Genomic DNA, 13,103 nt, shown 5'->3' on the forward strand with positions numbered 1-13,103 from the left:
TATTATTACCTTATTACACTTTCTGCTGGAGCTTGTTTAACCTTTGTATTTCCTAATCAAGCAAATGATTCTACATGTAAACGATTATATTAAATACAAATTACATTACTTTCATTATATCCAAGATGGGATAATAATTGGGGTTTTAGTCAAGAACAAATGAAATTGGTGGAAGAGTTAAACTAGGAGATCATAAATTTTCATATAATAATGATTTATGGTGGCTGCGTAAACAGAAGGGCAAATTACTTTATAACTTTTTTATCAATTAAGCCAAGCCGACTAAGAATGATTGGAAAAAATAGGAAATAGATAAAGCTTTTGGTCCCGAAGATAATGTGGAATATTCTTTTCTCTATTTTTTCGTTACTAGGAAGTGCCATACCTATAAATTTATCTCTTGCTTTTCATCTGATGTTTCTGCTGTTTTTATAATTCCCACTAGAAGTATTATCCACAAAGGGGCATTCCCGATGGCATGAACCGCAAAAGAAGCCCACGTAGATTCAGTATATTGTGCAATTAATGGGGCTGCCATCATACTAGGAATCATTCCGATAACGTGCCATTTCAGTGCAATATGTAACACCCAAGCCCATAGAAACCCATTAATTACCCAAGCCATATTTCCAAACATTATTTCTTGTATCGGTAAAAGATATCCTCGCCACATCATTTCTTCACTGAACATTGCCAGTAAGTGAATGGGTATAAATAATATTAGTAGCTTCCAGTTACCTTTTAATGGAACACCAAAAAACTCTCTTGGAGGAATATCGAATTTTTTTAGGGGGTTAAATGGTGCAGGTAGATAGCTGGGTGGTGATAATAGTTTATACTTTGCTAATACCTTTCCTATTGGTTCCAGAACTTGGTCAAAGACGATAGTTAATATAACGGCCAAACCAACCCAAAGCCAATCATTTCTGCTTATAGGATTTAAACGGAACCGTTGCTGAATGGTTTCAATGGTTAAAGTTCCACCTTCGAGAACGATATACAAACCTATGGATAAAGGTAATAACAGCAGAACTGGGATCCACAACCAAAACCAGAAAGAATAAATTAAAGGGATACCTTTCCTCACCATTTTCGGAGTACCATAAAAGACACCATAATATACGAGAATGCCTGGTATTGCAAACAACAAAATCTGTATCCATATTGACATCTGGTAACACTCCATCTTTAATTAATTCTTAACCCCACACGCAGGAATTTTTTTGGTTACCTTTTGATAACTGTTTCAAATCTTTGATGCTTAACTTTTCTTCTCTATTATAAGGTAAGCTAGAATATTTTTTCCACACAATAATCCGAATATCTTGAAACTTTAACTTATATTTATACTTGTAAATAAAAACCGGAAAGGAAAAGTTATTCATACATTCATCCAAAAGATTGATATTTCTCACAATATTTTTTCTCTATGATATAATAGGTTCATAAGTTTAAACTTATTGACGTTAGAAGGGAATTAGCATGGTAAGCCCAAATAATAGATCACTCATGGATATTTTTAGAGAAAACACAGCATTGTTACAGGCTTTAGGTGATCCGATAAGACAAAATATAATTATTATTTTAGGAGAAAGAGGAAAACTAAATGTAAGTGAAATAACCGCTTTAGCTGATATTTCGAGGCCAGCAGTATCACATCACCTTAAAATTCTCAAAGATGCAGAAGTTATCAAAATGGAAAGACAAGGGAAAAATAATATTTATTATTTAGATGCAAGGAAAAAATTACAAAGTTTAAAAGGTTTAATCGAAGAAGTAGAAAGGCAGATGAATATGGCTTGAATCAAAAAGGGAGGAAGTTTCATGGCTCGATTCAGTAATACATTGATGATTTCATCCGATGCAAAAGACGTATTTCATTACCTTGCAAAAATGGAAAACTTCACCGTCTGGAATTATGCAGTTCAACAAATAACAAAAGTAAAATCAACTGAAGGTATTGTTGGTTCCAAGTATCATTTGTTAAGAGGGATGGGTTTACAGTCTTTTGAGGAAATAGTAATCACCGAATATGTGCCAAACGAAAGATTGACTTTTGATGCATCTGGAAAAGTCTTTTCTTATAGGATGGCGTATGAATTGGAACAGCAAAGCCAAGGGACATTATTAACCAACAAGGCCGAAATTATTTCATCAGGAATGAAAGGCATCATGATCGGGATTATGAAAAACAACATAAAGAAAGCCGTAAATCAGAACTTACATGTCTTGAAAAGTCTTTTCGATAATGAAAAGTCTGAATTTATCTAAATGTACCTCCCATTTTTAGTTATCCCCTTTAGTGAAAGATTGGGCAACGCGAATATTAAAGATTATTGGAAATCGACACCGAACAGTGAGCGAGCATATTCTGATTAATCATTTGCAACGACAAATCCAACCGGTTGTGCCATCGCCAAATCAATTTGAAATCAGACTGAATTCACTAATGGGTTCAGTCTTTTTTCTTTATATAGCACTTATCCACACTTCTGCCTGTTCTAGACTCATGGTGAAATTTCCATTCAGTTGTTTTCAGTTCTTATATCAAAGAATCTCTTTCCTTTTAAATCTTTTTTCCCTGTTATAAAAGAACCTGATATAAGAATTAAGAAGGAGCAAGCATGGATGGATTCTATCATAAATTTGGGTTAGGCTGTTAAAAAGTATTTTGAATATATGGTAGACTGGGTATATGTTATAGATATAGTGAAACTGTGTACTTAAATGGAACAGGTTCAATAAAGCTAGCATCAAATAGGTATATTTAAGTTTTGTAAAAAAAGGTGGAAAAATTATGACCAATAGATCATTACCCATAAATATAACTGGCACAGATGCTTTAAATAGTATTGGAGAAAATATTATTATTGCTGATGTGAACTATAAAATTATTTGGTTAAATTCATATGCCAGACAATCACTTAATAAAATTGCTCCTTTGTATGGTTCTTCCAACTCAGATGACTTGATTGGCTTAAGCATGGATTTCTTTCATAAAGAACCTGCACACCAGCGTCAAGTGATGTCCGGATTGGAAAATGGTCATAGAGCCAGAATCAATATTAAAAACAAATTTATTGCTGATATTGTAGTGACACCAATAAAAAGCTTACAGCACCAAAATGAGGAGATTGAAGGTTACATGGTGATGCTTATGGATGTTACTAGCCAAGCGGATGAAGAAAAGAGGTTACAGGAAAAAGTCAGGGAATTATCTGCTCCAATACTGAATATTTGGGATAACACTATAGCTCTTACCCTAGTGGGGGAATTTGATGTAAGTCGGGGAGAAACAATAATACCAGCTGTGTTGGAGGAATGTATCTCAAACGAGGTAGAATTTGTTATGGTCAGTCTCAGCGGGATAAATAATTTTGATGACAGTGTAAGACAAACACTTCAAAAATTATACGAGTGTTTAAAATTAATAGGAGTGCAATGCATTATAGTTGGTATTAAGCCAAACTTAGCAGTTAGAATTGGTGCGTTAAGCAATATAGCTACTTTTAGTGATGCCCACGATGGGTTGAAATATATTATCAACCTACAGGAAAACAGCTCCATTAACTAAAGTACGTAAAATCTGAATGACCTTTTTTCTGACAAAAGATAGACTTATAATGTGATTTTCCAAAGACTGTACAACTTATCCAATCGGGTAAATTGTGACTTACATAGTATAATTTGTATCTTAGCAGAAGGGAGGGAAATCATTTGGAAAAAAAACGACGATAATGTAGTTCTGCAAGAAGAGCAGGAGTGTCCAACATGCCCTGAAGGAACTGTTTGTGAAGATAGTGACCTTCTATGTATAAACATTCCGTGTACGACTACGGTTGTACTTTTAGGGTTAATCCAATTGAATATTGGTCCTTTGTGTATTCGAGCTGGTTCAGTAGGTGACTTGGATAATTTAACAGATGAAGAAAAACTAGCACAATTACAGCAAGCTTTCGGTGCACTTAAAAATACGCTTCCAAACTTCACTGCGTAGAATAGCCATTGGGTAATGAGGCTGGGACAAAAGCAGCTTAGGTATATAAAAATCCGAAGTCTGATTCAGAATTCTTTAGTTAGAATTCGAATTAGTTCGGATTTTTTCTATTTTAAAGCTTGCTCATCTTGTAATCATACACATGTTTTTTTCTGGAGACTCATGGGAACAAGTATGATAAAGCACTTATGCAGGAGGGATACCCAATGGGTAAAACTGTTTTTATTACTGGGGCAGGCAGTGGACTTGGGAGAGGCACCGCACTCGGCCTTGCAAAGAAAGGTCATCATGTCATTGCCACTACGGAACTGACTTCCCAGAAGACCGACCTGATGCGGGTAGCGGACGAACAGAATGTGGAAATGGAAGTATTCAAATTGGATATTACAAACGAACGCAATCGTGATCAGATAAAAGCATATGATTTCGATGTATTTGTGGCAAATGCTGCAATCAATGAGGGAGGGCCACTTGCGGAAATCCCAATGGACCGGTTTCGTGCGTTATTTGAAGTGAACGTGTTCGGAACGCTTGAGACCGTACAAATTGCTGCTCAGAAGCTGGTGGAAAAAGAAAGTGGCAAGATTATCTTTCTGAGTTCCATGGCAGGTATTTCGGCAACACCATATGTTGGTCCATATACAGCAACAAAGCATGCTATTGAAGGGATTGCCCAGACAATGAAGAAAGAGCTGGAAAACTTCGGTGTGCAAGTGGCTACAATCAATCCAGGTGCATTTGACACAGGTTTTAATGACCGCAGCGGAGAAGAGATATGGAAATGGTATGATGAGGAAAGGAATTTTACCCGTAAAGAAGATATATTAAAACAACAGGAAGGATTGAAAGATCAATTTAATCCGGAAGATATGATTGAAAAGATGATCGAAATTATTCCAGCTGATCACCATAAGTTCCGTACTGTCTATCCTCAGGAAACGGAAGACCAACTGAAAAAAACAGAAAAAGAACGATGGGATATGGGAATCTAACAATAAATAACAGAAGGCACCTTTTCTTAGGATATACTCCGTTAAGATAGGGTGCCTTCGTTTACAGGATGAATTAGCTTTCACTGACCCAAACCTTAAAGATTTAGTTAGGCGTTTCTTTTATTTTTAATCAGATTATCCAATGATAGCTGATTGCTCTCTGCAAGAATCATATAAATGGAGATAGCGAGTAATAACAGGTCAAGTTCATATCCTGCACCTTGGCCATCACCAAGAAATCCTGCAGACAGTTTGGCTATGAAAATTCCTCCCAGCATAATAACAATAAATAATACGGCAACAATTTTTGTTCCGATACCAAGTATCATTGCAAGTCCACCTATTAATTCTATCAATGCAACAGCATATGCTAAGAATCCAGGAATACCAAGAAAATCAAAATATCCAACCGTATTTTCTATTCCTCCCTGAAACTTGTCTAGTCCATGAATGAAGAATGTCAACCCTAGCACTACACGTAAAATAACTGTACCAATTTCGCTTTTAGTCATGTTCGTTTCCTCCTTTAAGTATGGTTATTTTATGTAAGTAACTATATAATAATTACTTAATCATGTCAAGTAATCATTTGATTTAAAAATAATAGGATACCAATTTTTTGATTAATAGAATGAAATAGTAATAAATACCCAGCTTTCTGCCGATATAATATGTGATTAACATTCTAGGAAGCAGGAAAGGGATAAAATGGAGAAAAAAACATACTTGTTATTTATACTGGTAGTTATTGCATGCTTAAGCGCATGCGGTACAAAAGGGATTGCAGTTACGGTAACGGAGGAAGAAGCCCCATTGGAAATTTCCGATGTGAAAACAGAAGAAGGTCAAGTTCAGGAAACGGACGAAGAAAAAGAACAAGAGATTCGTAAAAACCTCAAACAGGTTGAAACAGAAGAACAACAGGAAGCAACCGAATTTCAAGAGAGGCAATTAAAAGAACAAGAATCAGAATCAGAAATACATATGAGAGACGATAAGGACGAGTCCATAAGTGAAAAAGAGAAGAATATATTGAGTGAAGCAATCGAAACTGAACCAGTGGAAAATGAGGTGGAGGAGGAGAAGGGGCAGCAGGAAGTTTCGGCAAAAGAGACTGTGAAGGCAGGTGTCCCTGTTGTAGATGCTCTTCTTCCTGAGGAAAACTCGAAGGAAAGAACAGAACCTATTACACATGTGGTCATGCACTTTTCAAGCAATGTACTCGAAAACCCTCATCAACCATATGAACTGGAAGATACCCGTGATATTTTTATAGCGTATGGTGTCTCTGCGCATTATATCATTGGAAGAAATGGAGAGATTTATGAATTAGTCCCAGAAGACAGGGTGGCCTTCCATGCTGGGAAGGGAGAACTGCCAGGTTACCCAAATTATAAAGACCGATTAAACGACTACTCGATCGGGATTGAGATAATGGCAATCGGTACAAAAGAGGAAATGAACACAATGATGTCGGATTCATTCTATGATTCCATTAATCTCGGGCATATCGGTTATACAGATGCACAATATAAATCTCTTCAGCTGTTGCTGGATGACATATTGCTACGTAATCCAGCAATTGAAAAGGACAGGGAGCATGTTATCGGTCATGATGAGTATGCACCGAACAGAAAAACAGATCCAGGGTCTTTATTTGATTGGTCAAGCATCGGTTTCTAAGCATGAAAAAGCCCGGTCCCAATCTTTACTGAGAAGGACCTGGCTTTCTCTATACCGCTAAAAATTAATCGACAAAATTCGGGGAGTGACAGGCACCTAATGGATATGCTGGGCTTGGTAGCCTTGTTCTTCCAGGATTGATATGATATGTGGTTCGAGGATTAGGTGGAGGCTTCCGACGATTACAAAATATGTCTGACCGTTATCTTCTTTAAGAAATTCGGTGATAGACGCCGCCATTCCTTCGTTGCGCTTATCGTTTAAAGCCTCCATAAATGCTTGATCTTCCTCTGTTGCTTCTTCACCATCAAGCTTTAATGTGTTTAACAGGTTATCTGTATCGCCTTCTTTATAGAGTGTAAATAACTCCTGCAATTCTTTATCATACTCCTCAATGTCCATTAAAGACTCATCAAGCATTTGGATTTGATAATCCTCAGAAGTATCCGCAAAGATATTTAATTGATCCTCTGCAGTTTCCAAAGCTATTATTTCCTTTCCATCCTCGGCTGCCCTAACTAAAAAGTATTCGTCAACACCGTAAATATAGCCGAGCTGCTCCGTCATTAACTGCTGGACAGTAGAAGATAAAATCCAAGGTTTATACGTTTCAAATAATTGTAAAGGCACCTCCAATTCTTCCATCGTCCTATCCAGCTCAGAGTATAATTCATCGCTAATATGATTTTTTATTGTGCTTCCGTCCTGGTACACACCGATTTCCATTAAGATATTCTGCATTTCAATTGGATTGATGGTTGTAATATCAATCTCAGGGACAATTACATCAGATTCGTTGTAAGCTTGTTCAATCTTCTCATGCAGAGGATAAAAATCCTCCGTGCCTGCATGTACGGTACCTTGCAAATAGACAGTCGTATCCCCATTTTCCACCTTCCATAAAAAACCGCCTGGTCCATCAGGTCTGCCGACTACTTCGGCCTTTTCCGTATAGTGGACAGCAATTCCCTGCTCTCTAAGTTCTTCCAGTATGGCTTTCTGTCTTTCATCGCCATCGATTGGATTACCGGACACATCGACTTCTTCCATACTGGTTAATCCCTTTAATGCAGTAAAGTCGGAAATCTGATTATCCTGAAGTGATAATGTCTTCAAATCATCGAAATGCTCCATATCATTAAGCACTTCTATTCCTGAATCAGATAGGTCAAGCTCATCAATTCCTTCAAAATCCGATGGGTAAAGCACACCTTCTGCTTTACCGATTTCTTCCCGTAATGCACTCTCCAATTGCTCGTCAGAAAACGTAAGTGCTTCTTCTACCTGGCAAGCAGCCATAACGAAAACCAGTAAAACCATCAGCAAACTACGTAATTGCCACATTCATTCCTCACCTTATTCCTCTAAAATTATGTAAAAAGAATCAGCTCAATTCACTGTCTATTATGAATTATTTTTCTGCTCTTAACAATAGTGGAAATAGGAGGAAGCTGGTTTTTCAGTTATAAATGCTGCCATACGAAGTTAGATGGTTTCTAGAGTGGCCATTCGTGAGTAAAATCAACTAAGACATGAAAAAACCTGCAAGCATAAACATGACGTTCATACTTCCAGGTCCCAAGTCGTGCTATTTCTTCTACATCCAACCATTTTTGAGTGCGAGCAGCATGGCATTCGTGCGATCATTGACATTCAATTTCCGTAACACAGAGGTTACATGATTTTTAACCGTTTTATCTGAAATATCAAGATTCGCGGCAATCTTCTCATTACTATGCCCTTTGGAAATTTCTGCCAATACTTGCCATTCGCGTGAGGTTAATAATCCTTTTGGTCGATGCTTGAGTGTGTTGGATAATCTTACATATTCCTTGTGAAGCAGTGTAGTTAGTCGAGGATGGACGTATGTATAGCCAGTTTCTATAAGTTTAATGCCTGCCACAATCTCCTCGACTTCCATATCTGCAAGAAAATATCCATCTAAATTTAACCCGAGCAAATGGGTTAAATGCATTACTTCGACTTCAGAGAGAATCACACCGATTTTTACTTTTGAATTTGCGTAATGTTTAATTAGGTTTTCCAAGTCTATGTCACTGCTCATATCCAAAAGAATAAGATCATTATCAGCAGTATACTTTTCTTTATATAAAAAACTAATATTTGATGGCCCTAGAAGGGTGATATTGTAATTGGTGTGATTGATTAAAGAGTTATTAAAATTACATCCCAATAATTTCTTTCCCTCTAAGATAGTTAATTTACACAAATTTTTTCATCTCCTATGTATTATTATGTAATGCAATGAAAAAACCATAGTAGTATTCTTATTAATTTTATCTTTAAAAAATCCAGTTCTCAAGGTTCTGAGCGATTTCACTTTAAATTAACATAATCCTGTAACCTAAATATAATATATCTTTATTTTTGAAAAATTAAAAAGCTGTCGGTTTATACGGAGTCCATTAGTTTAGGATAGTTGAAATGCTGTCGAAGTCGATCCTGACGGCAATAAATTTCCAACCTGAAAAGAATGGCTTTCTACTTTTAAGAAAAGTTTTTGTTGGAATCACAGTAATATGTATAAAAGTGAAAAGGCGACTAAATGAAGTTCTTGTATCCTTCAAATAGCCGTCCTCCATGGGGTGCTAACACTTCATCTATCATTGTGATAAAGGGTTTGCTTTCTCCGTTTTTAATAAGTATGTTGTAAGTCTCCAATATTCTTTCCGAAAAAGATGCATCAAAGTTACGTAAAGAACGGTACATCCATTTACCATGGCCGAGCCACTGCCCATTTACTTTTAACGTATATTCAGTGACTAAATCAAAAAGCTTATTGGCGGTAAATACCTTCTCTTGATTACTGATTGAGCTGTCTAAATCGTTCAGCAAGTCGGTAATGGTATACCGCAAATAGTTTTCTTTTTCTTTATTTATCGGTGCAGGACCATCTTGCAAATAATTTTCAGCTTCATTTCGGATTTCCTCTGCCGATCCATCATCCCTTATAATGGTCCCCTCCACACACATATGGGGTATCGTCGGTAATCCTTCAATACGGCAAATGTCAAAAAAGAAGGATAAGGAAGCTCTATTAAATACAAACAGTTCCATATCCCAATCGCAGAAGTGAAGACAATGAAGATAGGAGGAAGACTGTGTTTCGTCGATAATGACAATATCTAAATCGGAATGCTCCGTTAACTCTTTTCGTACACTGCTGCCTGCCAAAAAAGCGACGTGGCAATCAGGGAAAAACTGCTCAATGCATCTTCCTGCAGCTGATTGTGCAGACATTTTCATGCTGTAGACCCTCCTGTAAGTCAATTCAAAATATATATCACATTGTATTCATCCTCTTTTATAAAGTGACATAAACAATTTGGTTTGACTCTGCAGGATGGTACATTACAAATGAAGACCGAAAAAGCCGGAAAGGGGGGAAGAATGTCCGGAATCCAAGCAGTTTTAGCAAGATCTAGCTAATTAACGATTTCCAACTTTCCATTTTCTAAGTCGTACCTTGCCTTTATACTTTCTGCCGGGAAAATAAACGCCCAAGGCATACTCGTTTCCGGAGCCAATGTTAGCTGTGGTATCGTAAATGGATGCTCTGCGATAATTTCTTCGTTTTCCATATATCGTAATTTTGTCTGATTGAAATTGAATACTTCATCACTGAAATTATGAACAAGTACAGTAATCAATAATTCGCCTCGGTAATTCTTTGTCTGCCATAAAGGCACAAAATCAACAGCCGTTTTGCTTGCCTGTTGGTTCTTTGGACTTCTCCTTTCAGCTTCACTGTAATGAGGGTATTTGCCTGAAGGCTCTGAAGGACTGGCGGCCGCCATGTATTGTGAAAAAGCGTTCTCAATAGCTTTGCGGTCTCTATCTGGTAGGGCTTTGTCCCATGATGCTTCAAACCGAAGTTTTTGCATACGATCTCACCTCTTCTATTTTTTCCTGTAAGTTCTTTATAACATGGATCCATAGAAAAGTTTATGAATAAGCAGTAATATTTCCATATGGAATCGCCAATATATAAAAGCAACACGTGATAACCAGAAAATTAATATGTCGAAATGACAGTGATATGTAAATTTATGTTAATATTGTTAGAGGTGAATCAGGAATTGTTCGTTGTGGAAGGATAACAAGAATTGAAATCATCAACGATAGTACATCATTGGCAAGGAGGATTAAAATGGAAGAAGAAAACGTAGAGGTAAAGAAGAAAGCTATAAAACAAGCGGATGTGGGCGAAACGATTCAGGTAGTCAAAGGCGAACAAAAGGGAAAAAAGGGGACAGTTTTGACGGTAAGGGAAAATTCTGTAATCGTTAAGATTGGGACCCATCCTGTAACCGGAGAGCCAATCAAGACTGTTGTTAATCATAAAAATTATAAGAAGCAAAAATAGTGAACAATAGCAAGTTCGATAGCTGCAGCACCTCCAACCACAGTGATTCCACTAGAATTGCATATTAAAATAAAAATCAGAAAGACCCTTCCACATAAGCGGAAGGGTCTTTCTCGACTATATTGCCTTTAACAACAGCTTTTTCAACAGTGGGGCAAAATGAGCCGGCAATTCGCCAACACCTGGAACCATAACTCGTTCTCTTCCATAAATATTTTTCATTGTCTCATCTTCTCTTTCACCGATCTCCCCATTTGCCAAGAACATTCCAATAACATCGATTTGCTTTTTTCGAGCTTCGGACACTGCAAGATGTGTATCGACAATACCGTTTTGGTCATAGCCTGAAGCTGCAGGCTCCCCATCTGAAAAGACAAGCAGAAATTTATTTTTTTCCCTTCTTGAGTCGAGTTCTTTCGTGGCAACTCGAATACTGAATCCGTCCCGATTATCTTCCTGGGGTTCCAATTGCATTATCTTAGGTCCATTATTTTTATAAAGGGAATCTGAAAAGGAGTGAATGACGTGAAAGTGATTTGGCTGGTAATTTTCCTTCACTTCATTTGCATCCTCCCAAAAACCGATGATAGAGTGGGGAATTTTTAAATCCTTTAACACCTCATGAAATAAAACAATACCTCTTTTCGTTTCCTCCATTTTGTCTTTCATTGAAGCCGAGCAGTCTACAAGTAAAGTGAATGCTGCATCAAAGTCCTTTGATTCAAGATCTTTTTTATAAAAGATCCTGTGGTCTTCCTCGAGGACGATAGGGAGCAGCTTTTTGGATAGGCGTCCTGCCAAAAGGTCTTTTCTTGGTGTGTTTTTCTTATGCTCAATTGTCTTTTTGATCGTATTTGCAAGCTTTCGTTTGTATGACTCAATAGCCCGTACAAATTCCTGATAGAGCTGCCCGTCTTCATCCGATGGGAAGCTTGCATGTTGGATGATATTTACCGCATCATTGTTTTCTTCCCCAAAAATATTCTCGTTGCCTTGATCGGTTGCCGACTCCTCCTTTTTATCCAGAGCTTCCATTTTGGAGTAATCTTTTTCCTTGCTTTCTCCTGAAGCGCCCTGAATGGATGCCATTGCCTGATCTGCATCCTCCGTTTCTCTGGCTCCGCCACCCATCATGCTTGTTTTCGTGCCTTGCTCCAGCTCGAATTGCAGGAAGTTTTGTTTTCGTTCACCGTTCTTATTTTCCCGATGCCAAGTGGAAAATTCCTCATCAAAGTATTCGCTGTTCTCTTCGTCAATATCTTCCTTGTCTTGGTTGACCAATTCATCTGTCCGTGTAAGTTCATCAAATAGCGTATTTTTTGTGTAACTTTCAATATGACTGATTGGAAAAATAAAGTATTTATTGACGGAATCCTCGTAATCACGGCTAATATGGAATGTGATTTTTTCGGCAATGCGTACAATATCTTGCGTTGCTTTCGCATCAAAGACCGAATAGATGAGCGATTTCAAGCTATTCAGCTGATGAATTTGGCTTTCGTTGGCGCGTGGGAAAACCGGGTCTGGGTTATCAGACTGGATTGATAGGTAGAGCAGACAAAATAACTCATCTGTTGCAAAACCTCTCGTAACATTGGCAGATAACTGGTTTTCAAAATAATGCTTCAAATGTTGTCGACGGATAGCAAACCACTTTTTTGTACCTGGGCGCTCTTTTTTAACAATTTCCTCGAGACGTATATCCTCGAGAAGTGCAAATAATTGACTGGAAAATTTCGGGAGTTTGAGTACACTGATGTTTTCCAAATAGGACTTCATCGAGGGCACATTTGAATAATGCAGCGTCCCGATCGTCCGTAAAAGGACATCCGTTCTTAGCCCTGCTTCCTTTATCTCTTCTTTTGATTTATCCCAAAACCTGCTTCCGGTTATTTTGTGATTAGTCAAATCAATAAATGATCCATAATTATGTTCAAAACTCAGCTCTGGATTGCCGGATAGAACTGTAGTCAAGTCTTGCAGCTGCATAAAAAGATCTGTGTCCACCTTTGCATCATGGAAACGATACATCCAGCATTCTCCT

At 37.5% G+C, this 13,103-nt stretch carries 14 protein-coding genes; 7 read left to right on the forward strand and 7 right to left on the reverse strand.

The genetic code is table 11. The features are described from left to right. Positions 1 to 385: 385 nt before the first annotated feature. The gene (locus A4245_RS02230; protein WP_067725263.1) at positions 386 to 1,171 is read right to left on the reverse strand and encodes a CPBP family intramembrane glutamic endopeptidase; all 786 of its coding nucleotides are present in this window, start codon (positions 1,169 to 1,171) and stop codon (positions 386 to 388) included. A gap of 311 nt (positions 1,172 to 1,482) precedes the next feature. Between A4245_RS02230 and A4245_RS02235 the strand changes: the two genes are divergently transcribed. The 5 genes from A4245_RS02235 (at position 1,483) to A4245_RS02255 (ending at position 4,989) form a co-directional block, all read left to right on the forward strand. Then, a complete protein-coding gene (locus A4245_RS02235) occupies positions 1,483 to 1,803 on the forward strand; it encodes an ArsR/SmtB family transcription factor (protein WP_067725265.1) in 321 nt (106 codons plus the stop codon). Positions 1,804 to 1,824: 21 nt separating this feature from the next. Next, positions 1,825 to 2,271, forward strand: a complete 447-nt coding sequence (locus A4245_RS02240; protein WP_067725267.1) for an SRPBCC family protein — start codon at positions 1,825 to 1,827, stop codon at positions 2,269 to 2,271. A 526-nt stretch (positions 2,272 to 2,797) separates the two neighbouring features. Then, entirely contained in the window at positions 2,798 to 3,574 is a 777-nt protein-coding gene (locus tag A4245_RS02245; protein WP_067725268.1) for an STAS domain-containing protein, read from the forward strand. 288 nt (positions 3,575 to 3,862) lie between these two features. Beyond that, positions 3,863 to 3,997, forward strand: a complete 135-nt coding sequence (locus A4245_RS20735) for a hypothetical protein (protein WP_267886889.1) — start codon at positions 3,863 to 3,865, stop codon at positions 3,995 to 3,997. 206 nt (positions 3,998 to 4,203) lie between these two features. Continuing rightward, positions 4,204 to 4,989 (forward strand): SDR family oxidoreductase, encoded by a 786-nt coding sequence (locus A4245_RS02255; protein ID WP_067725269.1) that lies wholly within the window; start codon positions 4,204 to 4,206, stop codon positions 4,987 to 4,989. A 107-nt stretch (positions 4,990 to 5,096) separates the two neighbouring features. Here the strand turns inward: A4245_RS02255 and A4245_RS02260 are convergent, their stop codons facing one another. Then, entirely contained in the window at positions 5,097 to 5,501 is a 405-nt protein-coding gene (locus A4245_RS02260; RefSeq protein WP_067725271.1) for a DoxX family protein, read from the reverse strand. A 196-nt stretch (positions 5,502 to 5,697) separates the two neighbouring features. Between A4245_RS02260 and A4245_RS02265 the strand changes: the two genes are divergently transcribed. Next, positions 5,698 to 6,672, forward strand: coding sequence for an N-acetylmuramoyl-L-alanine amidase (locus tag A4245_RS02265; RefSeq protein WP_234402328.1), 975 nt, complete (start codon positions 5,698 to 5,700; stop codon positions 6,670 to 6,672). Between the two features lie 96 nt (positions 6,673 to 6,768). Here the strand turns inward: A4245_RS02265 and A4245_RS02270 are convergent, their stop codons facing one another. The 4 genes from A4245_RS02270 to A4245_RS02285 all read right to left on the reverse strand — a co-directional run bounded on the left by A4245_RS02270 (position 6,769) and on the right by A4245_RS02285 (position 10,577). Beyond that, on the reverse strand, positions 6,769 to 8,016 hold the full coding sequence (locus tag A4245_RS02270) for a TraB/GumN family protein (protein WP_067725272.1): 1,248 nt from the start codon (positions 8,014 to 8,016) through the stop codon (positions 6,769 to 6,771). Between the two features lie 253 nt (positions 8,017 to 8,269). Beyond that, on the reverse strand, positions 8,270 to 8,902 hold the full coding sequence (locus A4245_RS02275; RefSeq protein ID WP_067725274.1) for a response regulator transcription factor: 633 nt from the start codon (positions 8,900 to 8,902) through the stop codon (positions 8,270 to 8,272). A gap of 332 nt (positions 8,903 to 9,234) precedes the next feature. Then, positions 9,235 to 9,939: a hypothetical protein gene (locus A4245_RS02280; protein WP_067725276.1), complete on the reverse strand. Its 705-nt coding sequence runs from the start codon at positions 9,937 to 9,939 to the stop codon at positions 9,235 to 9,237. 179 nt (positions 9,940 to 10,118) lie between these two features. Next, positions 10,119 to 10,577: an SLAP domain-containing protein gene (locus A4245_RS02285; protein ID WP_067725278.1), complete on the reverse strand. Its 459-nt coding sequence runs from the start codon at positions 10,575 to 10,577 to the stop codon at positions 10,119 to 10,121. Between the two features lie 266 nt (positions 10,578 to 10,843). On the opposite strand from A4245_RS02285, the gene A4245_RS02290 reads away from it, so the two are divergent. Further along, positions 10,844 to 11,059, forward strand: coding sequence for a DUF2187 family protein (locus tag A4245_RS02290; protein ID WP_067725280.1), 216 nt, complete (start codon positions 10,844 to 10,846; stop codon positions 11,057 to 11,059). A 117-nt stretch (positions 11,060 to 11,176) separates the two neighbouring features. Here A4245_RS02290 and A4245_RS02295 read toward each other — a convergent pair whose 3' ends face one another. Further along, complete coding sequence (locus A4245_RS02295) at positions 11,177 to 13,090, reverse strand: vWA domain-containing protein (protein WP_067725283.1); 1,914 nt, start codon at positions 13,088 to 13,090, stop codon at positions 11,177 to 11,179. Positions 13,091 to 13,103 lie beyond the last annotated feature (13 nt).

This window comes from Oceanobacillus damuensis, from assembly GCF_001618145.1.
Classification (GTDB): Bacteria; Bacillota; Bacilli; order Bacillales; family Amphibacillaceae; genus Oceanobacillus; species Oceanobacillus damuensis.